General features: G+C 60.9%; 16 protein-coding genes. 8 read left to right on the top strand and 8 right to left on the bottom strand.

Annotated features, from left to right (window positions below; all coding sequences use genetic code 11):
- Window positions 1-246, top strand: a 246-nt coding sequence (locus GIV35_RS26175) for a fimbrial protein (RefSeq protein ID WP_442962635.1), incomplete at its 5' end; no start/stop codon positions are given.
- Window positions 243-1,025 (top strand): fimbrial biogenesis chaperone, encoded by a 783-nt coding sequence (locus GIV35_RS26170; protein ID WP_236264858.1) that lies wholly within the window; start codon window positions 243-245, stop codon window positions 1,023-1,025. The genes GIV35_RS26175 and GIV35_RS26170, both read left to right, overlap by 4 nt.
- On the opposite strand, the gene rarD is transcribed toward GIV35_RS26170, so the two are convergent.
- The 3 genes from rarD to GIV35_RS26155 form a co-directional block, all read right to left on the bottom strand.
- Window positions 994-1,875 (bottom strand): EamA family transporter RarD, encoded by an 882-nt coding sequence (gene rarD, locus GIV35_RS26165; protein WP_198716182.1) that lies wholly within the window; start codon window positions 1,873-1,875, stop codon window positions 994-996. The genes GIV35_RS26170 and rarD overlap by 32 nt on opposite strands.
- A gap of 36 nt (window positions 1,876-1,911) precedes the next feature.
- Window positions 1,912-2,922 (bottom strand): aldo/keto reductase, encoded by a 1,011-nt coding sequence (locus tag GIV35_RS26160; RefSeq protein WP_105226885.1) that lies wholly within the window; start codon window positions 2,920-2,922, stop codon window positions 1,912-1,914.
- A gap of 76 nt (window positions 2,923-2,998) precedes the next feature.
- Window positions 2,999-3,901: a LysR family transcriptional regulator gene (locus GIV35_RS26155; RefSeq protein WP_213153040.1), complete on the bottom strand. Its 903-nt coding sequence runs from the start codon at window positions 3,899-3,901 to the stop codon at window positions 2,999-3,001.
- Between the two features lie 101 nt (window positions 3,902-4,002).
- Between GIV35_RS26155 and GIV35_RS26150 the strand changes: the two genes are divergently transcribed.
- Complete coding sequence (locus GIV35_RS26150) at window positions 4,003-4,707, top strand: SDR family oxidoreductase (RefSeq protein WP_236264856.1); 705 nt, start codon at window positions 4,003-4,005, stop codon at window positions 4,705-4,707.
- Between the two features lie 48 nt (window positions 4,708-4,755).
- On the opposite strand, the gene GIV35_RS26145 is transcribed toward GIV35_RS26150, so the two are convergent.
- Window positions 4,756-6,066 (bottom strand): MFS transporter, encoded by a 1,311-nt coding sequence (locus GIV35_RS26145; protein WP_200647826.1) that lies wholly within the window; start codon window positions 6,064-6,066, stop codon window positions 4,756-4,758.
- A 157-nt stretch (window positions 6,067-6,223) separates the two neighbouring features.
- Here GIV35_RS26145 and GIV35_RS26140 point away from each other — a divergent pair, with 157 nt between their 5' ends.
- From GIV35_RS26140 to GIV35_RS26125, 4 genes are all read left to right on the top strand, one after another.
- On the top strand, window positions 6,224-7,330 hold the full coding sequence (locus GIV35_RS26140) for a sugar diacid recognition domain-containing protein (protein ID WP_105226881.1): 1,107 nt from the start codon (window positions 6,224-6,226) through the stop codon (window positions 7,328-7,330).
- 91 nt (window positions 7,331-7,421) lie between these two features.
- Window positions 7,422-8,564 (top strand): glycerate kinase, encoded by a 1,143-nt coding sequence (locus GIV35_RS26135; RefSeq protein WP_105226880.1) that lies wholly within the window; start codon window positions 7,422-7,424, stop codon window positions 8,562-8,564.
- 100 nt (window positions 8,565-8,664) lie between these two features.
- Window positions 8,665-9,948 (top strand): AAA family ATPase, encoded by a 1,284-nt coding sequence (locus tag GIV35_RS26130; RefSeq protein WP_105226879.1) that lies wholly within the window; start codon window positions 8,665-8,667, stop codon window positions 9,946-9,948.
- On the top strand, window positions 9,945-10,664 hold the full coding sequence (locus GIV35_RS26125) for a hypothetical protein (protein ID WP_060764750.1): 720 nt from the start codon (window positions 9,945-9,947) through the stop codon (window positions 10,662-10,664). The genes GIV35_RS26130 and GIV35_RS26125 overlap by 4 nt, the downstream gene beginning before the upstream one ends.
- 12 nt (window positions 10,665-10,676) lie before the next feature.
- On the opposite strand, the gene GIV35_RS26120 is transcribed toward GIV35_RS26125, so the two are convergent.
- From GIV35_RS26120 to GIV35_RS26105, 4 genes are all read right to left on the bottom strand, one after another.
- Window positions 10,677-11,819 (bottom strand): class II histone deacetylase, encoded by a 1,143-nt coding sequence (locus GIV35_RS26120; protein WP_236265816.1) that lies wholly within the window; start codon window positions 11,817-11,819, stop codon window positions 10,677-10,679.
- Window positions 11,816-12,970 (bottom strand): MFS transporter, encoded by a 1,155-nt coding sequence (locus tag GIV35_RS26115; protein WP_198716189.1) that lies wholly within the window; start codon window positions 12,968-12,970, stop codon window positions 11,816-11,818. The genes GIV35_RS26120 and GIV35_RS26115 overlap by 4 nt, the downstream gene beginning before the upstream one ends.
- Before the next feature lie 23 nt (window positions 12,971-12,993).
- The gene (locus tag GIV35_RS26110) at window positions 12,994-13,866 is read right to left on the bottom strand and encodes a transporter (protein ID WP_236265907.1); all 873 of its coding nucleotides are present in this window, start codon (window positions 13,864-13,866) and stop codon (window positions 12,994-12,996) included.
- A 99-nt stretch (window positions 13,867-13,965) separates the two neighbouring features.
- Entirely contained in the window at window positions 13,966-14,937 is a 972-nt protein-coding gene (locus tag GIV35_RS26105; protein WP_236265906.1) for a helix-turn-helix transcriptional regulator, read from the bottom strand.
- 227 nt (window positions 14,938-15,164) lie between these two features.
- Here GIV35_RS26105 and GIV35_RS26100 point away from each other — a divergent pair, with 227 nt between their 5' ends.
- A complete protein-coding gene (locus GIV35_RS26100; protein ID WP_236265905.1) occupies window positions 15,165-15,677 on the top strand; it encodes a GNAT family N-acetyltransferase in 513 nt (170 codons plus the stop codon).
- The last annotated feature ends 142 nt before the right edge of the window (window positions 15,678-15,819 follow it).

Genomic DNA, 15,819 nt, shown 5'->3' with positions numbered 1-15,819 from the left:
GACGTGCTGTCCTTGACCCGTACCTCTGTGGCCAGTGGCGTTGCTCTGCAATTACTACGGGGGAACACGCTGGTGCGCTATGGGGCTGACTCCACGACGATTGGGAACCCGAATCAGTGGCTGGTCGGCAGTACTGGCAATGCGACTGTCCAGATCCCTTTGACCGCACGTTATATCCAGACCGCGTCCTCGATCCGTCCCGGCAGCGCGAACGGGTTGGCGTCATTCACAATGAGCTACCGATGAGCAGCGCGCTTTGGCGCGGGGGCCTGGGCGTGCTGATGAGCTTGCAGGCAATCGCCGTGCAAGGCGAAATCGTGATTGACCGCACGCGTGTCATCTACCCGGTTACCGCGCGCACGGTGGTGGTCAATCTGCACAATGAGGCTGACGGTCCGCGCCTAGTGCAAGCGTGGATCGATGATGGCGATGCGATGGCGGCACCCGAGAACAGTGATGTGCCGTTCACGATTACACCACCCATCGCCCGTATGAACGCGGGTACCGGGCGCGCCTTGCGGATCATGCATGATCAAACGCCAAAACAGGTGGCCGACCGGGAGTCGGTGTACTGGCTGAACGTACTGGCAATCAGACCGAGCGTTGAGGCATCCGATGAAACCAACGCCCTGCAATTTGCCTTTCGTACGCGGATCAAGCTTTTCCTCCGGCCCGCCGAATTGCCGGGACAGGTGCAGGACGTGGTTCATGCGCTTCAATGGTGCCTAAGCCGAGGGGACGCCGTGGGGTTGGAGGTGCTTAATCCCACGGCGTATCACGTGACCTTGTCTGGTGTGGTTCTGACACTCGGTGGTGTGGAGCATCACAGCGAAGATCCGCCGATGGTTGCACCTTATGCTACTGCACGGGTCGCGATACCTGAGTTGCCTCGCGGCGACCTATCCGGCCCGCAATTACAGTTCACCACCTTGGATGATGATGGGGCTACTCAACATCATCAAGCACAGTTGCAGTTTGTCGACTGTTCGTCGGTCAAACCCTACGCTGCCGCACCAGATGTTTGAACCCTTCGAACACCAGCACCATGACCGCGATCCAGATCGGGATGTAGGTCAGCCATTGGCCTGCCTTGATCCCTTCACCCAGCAGCAGCGCCACCACCAGCAACAGCACTGGCTCGACATAACTGAGCAGCCCGAACAGGCTGAACGCAAGCAGCCGGCTGGCGATGATATAGCTCACCAACGCCGAAGCGCTGATCAGACCCAGTATCGGGATCAGCGCATACAGATTGGGGTGGGCATCCATCACTGCAAAGCCCTGTTCGCCGCTTTGCACAAACCACCATGCCACCGGCAGCATCAGCGCCATGTCCAGCCACAGGCCGCCCAGGTGGTCGGTCTTGAGGTATTTACGCACGATAAAGTACAGCGGGTAACCGATGATCACCACCAGCGTCGCCCAGGAGAACCCACCGGCCTGGTATAACTCGTTGAGTACCCCGAGCCCGGCAAAAAACACCGCGATCTTTTGCAGGTAGGAAAGCTGTTCGCCCCACACCAGGCGCCCGGTGAGCACCATGGTCAGCGGCAGCAGGAAGTAACCGACCGACACATCCAGGCTGCGCCCGTTGAGCGGTGCCCACATGAACAACCACAGCTGCACGCCAAGCAAGGCCGACGACACCAGTATGCCCCCGATCAGCCGTGGCTCGGCCGCGAGCATGCGCAGCAGTTCCCAGACCCGGCGCCACTCGCCGCTGACGAGCATGAACACCGTCATGCAGGGCACGGTGAGCAACATGCGCCAGCCGAAAATCTCCAGGCCACTCAAGGGCGTTAGCAGTGATGTGAAGTAATACATCACGGCAAACAACACCGAAGCCAAGACCGATAACACCACACCTTTAGACACGTTGTCCTCGCGAAAGCCAATTATTGCGCGGGTAGTCTACAGGCGTGCCAATCGACCGGATACAAAATGCCCGACATCGTTGAACCCCGGCGAGGACGAATGCCCCGGCGTGACCAACGAATCAATGAACGCCTCGTCTTCAGCGCTGATCTTCACCGCCAGCGCCCCGGTGTAGGCGTCCCACTGCGCCTCGGTCCGTGGCCCGACAATCGCCGAGCTTACCGCCGCATTGTTCAGCACCCAGGCGATTGCGAACTCGACGATCCCCACGCCACGCCCTTGGGTGTATTGCTGGATCTGCTGGGCAATGCGCAGTGATTCAATTCGCCACTCGGTTTCCAGGATGCGTTTATCCTGGCGCGCGGCACGGCTGCCGGGCTCGGGCGTGACATCCGGTGCGTACTTGCCGCTGAGGACCCCTCGGGCCAGTGGACTGTACGGCACCACTCCCAGGCCGTACGCCGCTGCAGCGGTGATCTGCTCGACCTCGGCCTGGCGATTGACGATGTTGTACAACGGCTGGCTGATGATGGGTTTATCGACGCCCAGGCGTTCAGCCACGTGAATCACTTCAGCGATGCGCCAACCCCGGTAATTGGACAGGCCCCAATAGCGGACCTTGCCCTGGCGGATCAGGTCACCCATGGCGGACACGGTGACCTCCAACGGCGTGTCGTGGTCTTCGCGGTGCAGGTAGTAGATGTCCAGGTAGTCGGTATCCAGGCGTGCCAGGCTGGCGTCCAGCGCGTTGAACAGACGCTTGCGGCTCAAACCGCTGCGGTTGGGCACGCCATCGGTAGGGCCGAAGCCGACCTTGGAGGCCACCACCCAATCCTGGCGGTTGCGCGCGATCGCCTCACCGACGATTTCTTCGGAGCGCCCGCCTGTATACAGGTCGGCCGTGTCGATGAAATTGATGCCCTGGTCCCAGGCCTTGTCGATGATGCGCAGCGAATCTTCGGTGCTGGTCTGTTCGCCAAACATCATGGTGCCGAGGGTGAGTGCGCTGACCTTCAACCCGGACTGGCCCAATGTGCGGTAATTCATGCAAAGCTCCTCACGCAAATGTAAGTGATGCAATACCAGACCCGAGCGCTCTGGAACAAGCCCTGGGGGCATTTCTTCATGTGCGTAGCAAAGTCAGGCAGCGGGCCTGTAAAAAACGGTGCAGCACTTTCACGCGTTCCGACACTTGCAGGCGGTGCGGGCACATCAGGTTGAACGGCGCGGGTTCGCCTTGCCAGTCGGGTAGCAAGGGTACCAACCGCCCAGCCTGGATATCACGGGCCACATCCAGGTTGGCCTTATAGGCAATGCCATGCCCCGCCAACGCCCAGCGGCGGACAATCTCGCCGTCATCGCTGAGGTAGTCACCGCTCACCTCGACTTCTTGAAGCAACGCCCCCTGGCGGAAATACCAGGTGCTATTGGCCTGGCCCCGGCGCATATAGCGCAGCGTGTTGTGGTGGGCCAAATCTTCGGGCGTATGCGGAGTACCGTGGCGCGCCAGGTAGTCGGGGCTGGCGCAGGCAATGCGATGGTGATCGGGTACCACCGGCAGGGCCACCAGGCTGGAGTCTCTAGGCACGCCAAAGCGCAAGGCGATGTCGACCGTGTCGCGAAACAAGTCGGCATTGCTGTCGTTGAGCAACAGTTGCAGACGGATGGTGGGGTGCTCCAGCTTGAACTCATCCAGCCAGCCCAGCAGCACATTGCGACCAAAGTCCGAGGGCGCGGCCAACTGCAATAAACCACTGAGGCTCTGGCCCTGTTGCTTGATGGCGTGCTCGCCGTCCGACAGCGCCTCCAGTGCCACCCGCACACTGTCCAGGTAACGCCGGCCTTCTTCGGTCAGGCGCATGCTGCGGGTGGAGCGGGCGAGCAGGCGGATGCCGAGGCGGGTTTCAAGGCGCTTGAGGGCAATGCTGGCCGCCGCCGGCGTGAGGCCAAGGCCACGGGCGGCGGCCGTCAGGCTGCCGGTGTCGGCGCTGCGCACGAAGACTTCAAGGTCGAGAATCGAGCTCATTGATAAAAATCCTTTAAAGATCTTGTCGTTTTACCCGGATTTTTCATCGATTACCAAGCTGGGAAGATGAACGCTCACTTTCTGACCCAGGTAGTTTTCTCATGACCTCTTCTCTGAGCGGTAAAACCATCATCGTCATCGGCGGCAGCAGCGGTATCGGCGCGGCAGTGGCCCAGGCAGCCTTGGCGCGAGGCGCGCATGTGATCGTGGCCGGGCGCCGCTTGGCGCCAGGTTCCGACAGCGGGCTGCGCAGCGAGCCGGTGGACGTCACCGACAGCGCCTCGTTAAAGCAACTGTTCGAAACCGTGGGGCGCTTTGACCATCTGGTCTACACCTCGGGGCCTTCGGTGCGGGCCAAGCCTTTGATCGAAACAGACCTGGATGAAGCTCAGAACAACTTCGATGTGAAGCTCTGGGGCGCACTACGCGCCATTCAACACGCGCTGCCTTTTTTGCACGAACAGGGCAGCATCACCCTGACCTCGGGCCAGATGGGGCGCAAGTTGGCGACAGGGCAGTTCATCAAGACGGGCATTAACGCTGCGACCGAGGCCTTGGGCAAACAACTGGCCAAAGAACTGGCGCCGCGTCGAGTCAATGTGATCAGCCCAGGGGTGATAGACACACCGGCCTATGCAGGGCTTGGCCAAGAGCAACGTTTGGCAATGTTTGCCAAGGCGGGCCAAGGTTTGCCGATTGGGCGGGTGGGGCAGGCTGAAGAAGTGGCGGCGGGGTATGTACTGGCCATGGAAAATGGCTTTATGACCGGTGCGGTGGTTGATATCGACGGTGGCGGCCTGTTGTAAATACATGACCCAAGTGGGAGGGAGCAGACCCCTCCCACGTTGAAGGCGTCAGGCCTTGAGCGTGCGCGTCATCCGCAATGCCAGAACACTGCCGCCCACAATCACCGCCGCCAGCAGGTACAACGCCACATCCGTAGACCCAGTGGCATCCTTCACAAAGCCCACGATATACGGGCTGAGAAAACCCGCCATCTGCCCCATGGAGTTGATCAACGCCAAGCCACCCGCCGCCGCACCCGCGCTGAGCATGGTGGTGGGCACCGGCCAGAACATCGGCAGGCCGGTCAGGGCGCCCATGGTGGCGATGGTCAGGCCGAGAATGGCGATAGCGGGCGTAGTGGCGAAATTAACGGCGATCACCAGGCCAATGGCGCCCATCAACATCGGCACCACCAAATGCCAGCGTCGCTCCTTGCGCAGGTCGGCAGAGCGGCCCACCAGCAACATGAACACCGCCGCCAACAGATACGGAATCGCGCTGAGCCAGCCAATCACCAGATTGTCGCTGAAGCCCATGTTCTTGATGATCGACGGCAGCCAGAAGTTGATCGCATACACACCACTCTGGATGCAGAAGTAGATCAGGCCGAATGCCCAGATCGCCGGGTTCTTGAACACTTCGGCCAGGGAGTCGCTGGTGGTTTTCGGCTTGTTAGCCAGGTCTGTGGCCTGGTCCGCTTCCAGTACCGCACGCTCATGGGGCTTGAGCCACTTGGCGTTGGCGAAACTGTCACTGAGCAGGAAGTAGGCGAGGGCGCCGAGGATCACGGTCGGGATGCCTTGCAGCAGGAACATCCACTGCCAGCCCGCCAAGCCGCCTTGGCCTGCGGCAAAGTGATTGAGAATCCAGCCGGAAAACGGGCTGCCGAGCAAACCGGACACCGGGATCGCCGACATGAACAGTGCCATGATTCGCCCACGGCGGAAGGTCGGAAACCACTGCGAAAGGTACAACACCACGCCGGGGAAGAAGCCCGCTTCAGCGGCACCGGTAAACAGGCGCAGGGTGTAGAAATGCGTGGGCGTGGTCACAAACAGCAGGCATGTGGAAAGCGTACCCCACACGATCATCATCAACGCGATCCAGCGCCGCGGGCCAAAGCGGGTCAGCGCCAGGTTGCTCGGCACGCCGCATAGCACGTAGCCGATAAAGAAAATCCCGGCTCCCAGGCCGTATACGGTTTCACTGAATTTCAACGCGTCGAGCATCTGCAGCTTGGCAAAGCCAACGTTTACCCGGTCGAGGTAATTGAACAGATAGCAGATAAAAATGAAGGGGATCAGGCGCAGGGTAATGCGCTTGTAGATGGCGTTTTTATCGTCATCGCTGGCCAGTGCGGCAGTGGCACTCTGTGACATGGGATTCTCTCTTTATTATGATTTTTCGCGGTGCGAGGGTAACGTTGACCGCCCTGACAGTCTCGGTGACGTGATGGGCAACTGTCTTTGTGCCGGCGCACAGTCAAGCCATCTTTGCGCTGTGCTGGTGAACAACCTTTTTCAGGAAATTAGCCCCATGTTCGAGCTGGATCATGCCCTGGCGCAGGAGATTGTCGATCGCACCATGGCAATCCTGCCCCATAACGTCAATGTCATGGACAGCCAGGGCTTGATCCTGGGCAGCGGCGAGCCGGAGCGTATCAATACCCGCCATGAAGGTGCCCAGCTAGTGTTGGCCAATGGGCGGGTGGTGGAAATCGACGGGCAGACCGCCAAGCATCTCAAGGGTGTGCAACCAGGCATCAACCTGCCGCTGCTGCATGATCAGCGCCTGATTGGCGTACTGGGTATCACCGGCGAGCCGGATGGGTTACGCACCTATGCCGAACTGGTGCGCATGACCGCTGAAATGCTGGTCAGCCAACGCCACCAGCAAGCCGAACAACAATGGCGGCGCCAGCGTTGCGATGATCTGCTGGCCCTGCTGTTGGCCGACAGCGGCGACTCCCCGCGCCTGGTGGACGAAGCCCAGCAACTGGGGCTCAAGCCACAACTGGCGCGCACGCCGTACCTGTTTGAACTGGGCCCGGGACAAACGGCGGAGGCCCTGAGCGCCTGGCTCGCCAGCCGCTACCCGGACAGTTGGTGCGTCAGCTCTGCGCAGTTTTCCTTGCTGTGGTGCCGACCTGCTGCGGTGCAGGTCGATAATCCCCGCTTGCTGGAAAAGCTCGACGGCCTGGGTTGGAACGTCCTGCGCGTGGCCATCGGCGGGCAAGCGGAGGGCTTGGCGGGACTGCGCCGCTGCTATCGGCGGGTGGGTGATCTGCTTGCTTATGGCCGGGATATCCTGCCGCAATCACGCCTGTTGACCCTCAACCGTTATCGCCTGCCGGTGATGCTGTGGCGTCATCGCAACGACGACGCCCTGGACGAACTGCTCAATCCGTTGCGCAAAGTGTTGGCCAAGGACAGCAACGGGCAACTGCTTGCCACGTTGCGCAGTTGGTGCGAACACGATGGGCAAAGCCAGGCGTGCGCAGACGCCCTGGGTATCCACCGCAACAGCCTGCGTTACCGCATGGAGCGCATAGCTGAACTCAGCGGCGTGGATCCGCTGACGCTCGACGGCATGCTGGCCTTGTACCTGGGTGTGCAACTGTTGCCTCACTCCTTGTCGGAATGAACAATAAACCTCCTCCACACTTGTGCATCGGCCCCGCGTCATTGCCCCAGCCAACTGGCAGCATGGGCGTTATAAAAACCGGAGAAAGCCCATGAAAATCGTGATCGCCCCCGACTCGTTCAAAGACAGCCTGAGTGCCGCAGGTGTCGCCCAGGCGATTGCCGAGGGCTGGGCCGAGGTCTGGCCGGATGCGCACGTGCTTCAATGCCCGATGGCCGATGGCGGTGAAGGCACGGTGGATGCGGTGCTCGCAGCATGTAAGGGGCAATTGCGCCGGCAAACAGTCCGAGGCCCGCTGGGCGACAGCGTCGAAGCGCGTTGGGGATGGTTGGCCGACAGCCATACGGCGATGATCGAGATGGCCGAGGCCAGTGGTTTGCAACTCGTCGCGCCGGGGCAGCGCGACGCTTGTTCCAGTACCACCTATGGCACCGGCGAGTTGATCCGCGCCGCGCTGGATGCCGGGGCGCAGCGCATCATCCTGGCGATTGGTGGCAGTGCTACCAACGATGGCGGCGCGGGGGCGATGCAGGCCCTTGGCGTGCAGCTATTGGATAGCGAACGCCAGCCACTGCCGACGGGTGGGTTGGCGTTGGCGCGCCTGGCCCATATCAGCCTCGAACAACTGGACCCGCGCCTGGCACAGGTGCGTTTTGAAATCGCCGCCGACGTCAACAATCCCTTGTGCGGCCCTCACGGAGCGTCGTCTATTTTCGGCCCGCAAAAAGGCGCGAGCCCCGAGCAGGTGGCACAACTGGACGCGGCCCTTGGGCACTTCGCTGACCATTGCGCCCAGGTGCTGCCCAAGGATGTGCGCGACGAACCAGGCAGCGGCGCCGCCGGTGGCCTGGGCTTTGCTGCCAAAGCGTTCCTCGCCGCCCAGTTTCGCCCAGGGGTCGAGGTGGTTGCTGAACTGGTTGGCCTGGATGAAGCGGTGCGTGATGCCGATCTGGTGATTACCGGCGAGGGCCGCTTCGACGCCCAGACCCTGCGTGGCAAAACCCCGTTTGGCGTGGCACGCGTTGCCCAGCGACAGGGCGTGCCGGTGGTGGTCATCGCGGGGACATTGGGCGAGGGCTACGAGCAGATGTATGCCCAGGGTGTGGACGCAGCATTTGCTTTGCCATCGGGTCCGATGTCACTGGAACAGGCTTGTCACGAGGCGCCGCGCCTGTTGCGTGAGCGGGCCTCGGACATTGCGCGGGTGTGGCGTTTGGCTATTCAGCGCGGATAGATTAAGACCGTCAACGCCGTGACAGACTTGGCGATAATTACTATCATCCGTGCTTACTCTGAAGACCGGCTGACCTGGCCGGGCATGTTGGAAACCGATCATGCAGATCAAGCGTTTTACCCTCGTCAATTTCCGCGGCATCGAGAAGATGGAGCTCGATTTCGAAGGCAGGAAGACTGTCGCTTTGGTGGGCATCAACGGCGTGGGCAAGTCGTCGATTCTGGATGCGTTGGCGATAACGCTTTCGAACTTGACATCGCGGGTTGTGGGCAAGGCTGCCAAATCCAGAACTTTGTCCAAAGATGATATTCGAGCAGGGGAAGATTACACCCGTTTGGAGTTAACGACGGACTTGCAAAATCAGCCGGGTACAAAGGATTTGAGCTGGGCAATAGCCTTGAATAAGAAAGGAGGAAAACATCCAGCAGATCGTAGTAGCGATTTATTGGCCTTGAACGTAAAAGCCGACGAGTTCGAATACGGCATCCGGCACTACGAATCAGGATTTGATGATTGGATAACATTGCCGTTGGCAGTTTATTACGACGTGCACCGTGCCGTACTAGACGTACCATTGCGCGTTCGCGAACAGTTGGTCAACGCTATCGCTGAAGGGTATGACGATGCGTTGGGCCACGGTGGCGCGGACTTCAAGCGGTTCTTCATCTGGTTTCGCAATCAGGAAGATCTTGAAAATGAAAATAGTCGGGATACCCCTGGCTATCGAGACAGAGAACTCTCCGCTGTACGCCGTGCTATCGAAACCTTCACTGGGTTCCGGGACGTCCGCGTTCGTCGTAAGCCAGCGTTGAGAATGACGGTCCTCAAAGGCGATCTCGAATTCAATGTTCTGCAGCTATCCGACGGTGAAAAATGTCTATTGGCGATGGTTGGCGATTTGGCGCGCAGGCTTACATTACTCAATCGCGAAGTGGCTGACCCACTGCAAGGGAAGGGTGTCGTCCTGATCGACGAATTGGACCTCCATCTCCATCCGGGTTGGCAGCGTACCGTTGTTGCAAACCTTGAAAAGACCTTTCCCAACTGCCAGTTCATCATCACCACCCATTCACCACAAATACTGGGTGAGCTGCCGGCTGAAGCAATCATGCTATTGAAGGATGGCCGGTTTATCGGGCATCCAGAGCGTTCGCTTGGGTTACGCAGCGGCGAAGTGATCGAAGAGTTGATGGGGGATGTCGCGCAAAATCGCGACGTAGGCCATCAACTCCAGGCAATACGTCGCTATCTGGATGACGACAAACTGGAGCATGCCGAAGCCAGTCTCTCGCAATTGAGAGATAAGGTTGGTGACATTCCGGACATCCTGGAAGTACAAGCGAGTATCGACTCCTTGAGGTGGGCCGGAGAAAGTGAAGCATGAGGTCCATCACGAAAGGGGCAGAGCCCCGCGAGTTGATTGAGTGGCGTCGGGAAAACAAAGACACACCGCAAAATCTGTTTTATGGCCGTGGTAGCAGTTTTCCGGCAGAGCCTGTGCGCAGGTCGTTATTGCGTGAGCAGTTTCATCTTTGCGCTTATACGCTACGTCGGCTACCTACCGCGCAAGAATGCGGAGCCAAAGGCCAAGACACTATTTTTAGCTGCCATATCGAACATGTGCTGCCCCAGGCAAGGCATGTGGACCAAAGCATCGCTTACGACAACATGGTCGCATGCTATCCGCCTAGTCAGTCCAATGTAGCCTGTGAGTACGGAGCAGAGGAAAAAAAGGCCTACGACCCCGCTCGGAACCCCTTTGTATCGCCTCTTTCGCCCCACGCGAGCCGGCTTTTTCGATTTTTAAGAGACGGAAAGGTTGAAGGGCTTTCACCGGAGGCGGTTCAAACGATTGAAGTGCTCAAGCTCAATCACGCCACGCTGGTCAATGACCGCAAGGCGGTCATCAAAGGCTGGCTTATGCCACGAGGAAAACCCATTTCTGCCGCAGCGGCCAGGCGTTTGAGCACGGAGGCCGAGACGCCGGACGCCAATCTTTGTTTACTTCAGTACTGCATGGCACTTAAGCAACAGGCCGAGTTACATGCGGACAAGTACGAAAAACGCGCGGTGCGTACCCGAGGTCAGGTGAGACCATGAAGGTCAACCCATTCAGTTAGCAGGGACAATCCGCGCCTGCTGTGAATCAATGATCCCTCCGGCCAACCGCTCCACCCACTGCGCTTGAAACGCCTGCAGCGCCGCACCGGGTTGTTGCAACTGCACAAACTCAAGCATCGGGTCTAGCACCGCTGTGCGCACGCCGCTCAATTCCTCCAGGGTCGCCAAGCCGCAGAACGGTACATAGGCTTCGCTGTAGCCGCCTTCGTGTACCAGCACCAGGCGGCCCTGACATAAACGATCGGCTGCCAGGCGCAGGGCGCGGGTCAGCAGACGGAACGATTCGCTGTGCAACAACATGCGCGCTAGCGGGTCGACGGCGTTGGCGTCATAACCGCAAGCAACGATGATCAACTCCGGCTCGAAGCGCTCCAGCGCGGGCACGACGATGCGTTCCATGGCGTGTAGATAGGTGGCGTGCCCACTGCCTGGCGGCAACGGAATATTGATGTTGGCCCCCACGCCGGCCCCGCGGCCTCGATCCTGCTCGCCGCTGTAGCCAGGCGGGTAGCAGCCGTCCTGATGCAGGGAAATCGTCAACACATCGGCCCGTTCTTCGAAGATCGACTGCGTGCCGTTGCCGTGGTGCACATCCCAGTCGATCACGGCGACTTTGCCCAATCCGTTGCGGGCCTTGGCGGCCTCGATGGCAATGGCAATGTTGGCGAGAAAGCAAAAGCCCATGGCGCTGTCTGCCAGGCAGTGATGCCCCGGTGGCCGCGACAGCGAATAGGCGTTGTGCACCTGGCCCTTGAGCACCGCGTCCACGGCGGCCAGGGTCAGTCCGGCGGACAGTTGCGCAATCTCGTAGCTGCCCGGCCCAATCGGTGCCTGGGGGCCAAGCTCACCGCCGCCTGCATCGCTCAGGGCCTTGAAACGCTGCAGGTAGGCACGGCTGTGGACGCGCAGCAAATCCTCTTCACTGGCTGGCGGCGCGCTACGCAGTTGTAGTTGGCGGCTCAGCCCGGAGACATCCAACAGGCTTTTCAAGCGGCGCTTGGTCTCCGGTGACTCGGCATGCCCGCTGCCGGCCGGCGGCTGCACCCAGCCGCCCACGGGCAGGGTCAGCGCATGGGCGCCGGCGCTGTGCCACAGGCTTATTTCGTCGAAGAAAAATGCGGTGGTTGGGTTCATACCGGTTCCAGTTCAGTGGGGGAGTGGGGACGGCTGGCGATGATCATCACCAGCGACAGCAAGGTGATAGCGGCTGCACCGAGCAGCAACAGGCTGAACCCGCCGCTGGCCTCGATCAGGCGGCCAGCGAGCGCTGGGCCGATGGCCAGGCCGCCGCCGATGACCAGGTTGGAGGCGTTCATCAGCTTGCCGCTGTGATCGAGGTCGGCCAGGCAGGCCAGGATCAGCGGCAGAATGAAGGTCCAGGTGAATTTGAACAGCAGCGCCGCCAAGGCAAATCGCAGCAATGCGGGCTGGCCAAGCAACAAGAGCACCGCTGCCGCCATCAACAGGTAGCCCAGCAGCAACAGCACTCCACGCGGCAAGCGGGCCCCGATCAGTGAAGCGCTCGCTGCCCCGGCAATGCCCATCACGGTGGCGATGGCGAGGATTTCGCCGCCGTGCTGCGCCGAAATCCCGGCACTGGCGCCCAAGGCACCGATAAAGGTCCATACGCCCCCCAGGCTGATGTAAAAGGCCAGCACCGCGCCAACCCCCAGGGCGGCTTTCCAGCGTGAACCGGGCAAGACCGGGGCGCGGTTGGCGGGCAACGCAGGGCTACCGGCGGGAAACGCCCGCGCCAATGGCAGCAGCACAGCCATCAACCCTGCCAGGATCAAGTAGCAGGCATTCAAGCCAAACCGTTCGAACAAACCAGGCAACACCACCAGGCCGAGGGCACCGACGATCAACTGCCCCATCACCCACAAACCATAGACCCGGCTGGGGTTGGCGGTGGTTGCCGCACTGGCCAGGCAGAGGATCATCAGCGAGCCGCCGGCCAGGGCGCTGGCAGCGCGCAACACCAGCAGTACGGCGTAGGTGTCGGCCAGCATCGACAGCAGGTTGGCGGCCATGAACAGCAGCGCGGCGACCCGGGCGGCGGTGCGCCAGTCAACCCGCTTGAGCCACCACCAGGCGGGCAAGGTCGCCAGGCTCATGGCGCCCAGTTCCACGGAAAACAAGTCGCCAATACGCGCCGGGCTCAGTTGCCACTGGCTGGCCAACTGCGCGGCCACGGCGGGAGCGGTCATCAGGATGGTCGGGGTGATGGCGGCAAACAGCACGATCGCTGCCAGCCGTGCCGTTATCGCAGGGTTGGAAATGGGCATTTTCAAGCTCCAGGGAAAGGGGGTCAGAACACATGCACCAGGCGCAACAGCGCTTCGGTGCCGGCATAGCCATTGGAAGCCGCAACGTGTTGCGAAAGGCTGACCATCAGTTGGTTCTGCCGGTCGAGCCAATGCCCGAGTTCGAAGCCGACTTGGGTGTAGCGCTTGTGGGTGTCGTCGAGGCGGCGGTTGTTGAGGCGCAGGGCGCCACCGTCGGCCTGGATCAGGCGCAGTGCGCCGTAAGTGGCGGCGCTGAAGTCATACGAGGCAAACGCCTGCAGGCGATACAGCGGGGCTTGCTTGAGTTCGCTGCCAAAGTAATCGTCATTGCGGCCATAGAGCTGGGCTTCCAGGTTGGCTTCCAGTACCCAGTTTTCGCCGATGCCGTGGGTGTAGTTGTAGACAAAGGTGGCGCCCCAGCGATTGGCACCGGGAGAGACGTCCGGGTTTTGACTGTGGTACTCACCCACCGGCACGGTGATCAGGCTCAACAAGCCGCTGTAAGTGCGCGAAGCCGGGTCGTTGACGAAAAACAGCGTGCCGCCCACCTGTGGATCGCCCAGGCCGCGCTCGCGGCTGCGCTGGTTGGCGCCGGGCACGCGCGCGCTGATGTCGGCAAAGGGCAGGATGAATTGCGGCGTGCACAACGTGCCGCAGGCGTCGGTGAAATACACCTGGCGGTAAGCCACGGCGTTGACCCTGAGGTCGGCCTTGCCGGTGCTGTCGGCGGGGCCATGGAAATCGCCGGCACGGGTGGCGGGCAAGTACAGCACACCCAGACGGGTGCCAGGTGGGGCGGCGAAAAAGTCGCGAGCGTTGAGGTCGGCAGCCCGGCTGTCGAGGCTGAACAGGCTGGCGCATAGCACTGTCAGGTTACGTAGGCATGTAGAAGTCATGGCGAAGCGTCTCGTATCAGAGGAGGCCGGAAAATGGGCAACAGCAGCCCGAGACCGTAAAAAACGACCGTGGCAAAACCGTGGGAGAAGCGGGCAGGGTCAGTCGGGCGGGGCGTGCACCAGGTGCGCTATGCGCGCCTTGTCCTTGACGCCGAGCTTGGCGTAGATGGCGCGGATATGGTGACGCACGGTGTTGGGTGAGAGGCCAAGGTCGCGAGCTACTTCCTTGTAGGTTTTGCCCTCGCCAAACCCTTGGGCTACGTCGTTTTCCCGTGGGCTGAGCTGGGGCAGGGCGCGGTTGAGGCGCGCGGCCAACAGCAATTGGTCGCCCACCGGTGACGCCTGGATATGGATGCGCTTGCCCTCATGCCCGCGCTCATCTAGCAGCACCGGTAGGGTGGGGCCGCGCCATTGCGGCCATTCGCTGAGCAGCAGGTCGACAAAACCGCGCTCGGCGCATTGCAACACACCCCGGGGGTCGCACACCGCCAGGGCCAGATTGCGCGGGCTGGCCAGGGTTTCACGCATGGCCACCAAGGTGCGGATCTGGTTTGCCGAGACCGCCGCCACCAGATGCAGCATCAGGTTATTGAGTAACTGGCAATCCTGCGCGTTGAACGTGGGCGCAGTGGGCTGGCGGTAGAGCGTCAGGTGGTGGCTGAGGTGGGTTTGCGGGTCGATATGGATCACACACAGCAATTCACCCAGGCCGTGGCGTTGCCCCAGCCAATTCAAGGCGCTGCCGTTGGCGGGGTCGCGCATATCGATAATTACTGCCTCGCCAGGCGAGGCATGCACCCGTGCAACGGTAACGTCCAGATGGCGGATCGACTGCCAGTCCGCCAGGTAGTCGGGTGGCAACTGATAGAGGTAGCTGTTGTGCTCTTGCGGCAGACCGTTGATGACAGCCGAGCGTCCCCACCAGGCACTGTCGAAGGCCAGCAATTGGCTGACGCGTGCCAGGGCATGGCGCTGGAAGTGTTCGATGTCCTGATGTTGGGCCAGGCGTTGCAGGTCCAGGGTCAGGGTGCTGAAGGCCTGCAACAGGCCCGAGTGATCAAGACGGCTCATGGGTGTTCCTCTGTGGGACTTTTTTTGTTGTTCTCGTCACAGGGTGAAGGCCGAAGCGTCGGGTTGACGGGGCAGGGCCTGGGCAGAGTATCGGCGCTGCGCATATGGATCGCCATCGTTCAGATGCAGGATGGTGCTGGTCGGCCAGTGGGAAAACTCCCGGCTCGTCAGCCTGGCGCTTAGCCTCTACACTGGCCCGCCACTTGTCTTTCAAAGGATGAAATGCAATGCACCCACCTGAACCGTCTATCGTGATCCAGCGTTTTACCGAGGCCCACCTGGAGGGCGTCGCCGCGCTCTACAACGAACCGGCTGTTTGTCGTCAGGTGCTGCAAATGCCTTTTCAGTCTGTTGAGATGTGGCGCAAGCGCCTGGTGATGGATAACGAGCGGCGCCTGCAACTGGTGGCGGTGCAGGGCGCTGAGGTGATTGGCCAACTGGGGCTTGAGCAATATCTGCGTGTTCGCCAGAGCCATGTTGGCTCGTTGGGTATGGGCGTGGCGCCCGCCTGGCAGGGCAAGGGTGTCGGTTCGCGGCTGTTGAAGGCTGCGCTGGAGGTGGCTGACAACTGGATGAACCTGCGCCGTGTGGAGCTGACTGTTTACGCGGACAACGAGCCTGCGCACAACCTGTACCGCAAGTTCGGCTTCGAAGTGGAAGGGCGGCTGCGCGATTACGCCCTGCGCGACGGAATTTTTGTCGATACCCTGAGCATGGCGCGCCTGCGCACGTCGGCTTGATCCTGTAAAACTGTGGGAGCTGGCTTGCCCTAATGCCAGTCAGTTAATACAGAATCGGTAACTGTGGCGAGGGAGCTTGCTCCCGCTGGGGCGCGAAGCGGCCCCAAAAATGGGACTGCTACGCAGTCCAGCGGGAGCAAGC

Origin of the sequence: Pseudomonas sp. PA-1-6B (genome assembly GCF_021609545.1) — a bacterium.
Taxonomy (GTDB): domain Bacteria; phylum Pseudomonadota; class Gammaproteobacteria; order Pseudomonadales; family Pseudomonadaceae; genus Aquipseudomonas; species Aquipseudomonas fluorescens_BV.
Note: the sequence above shows the minus strand (reverse complement) of the source record. Positions and strands in the feature narration are given on the sequence as shown.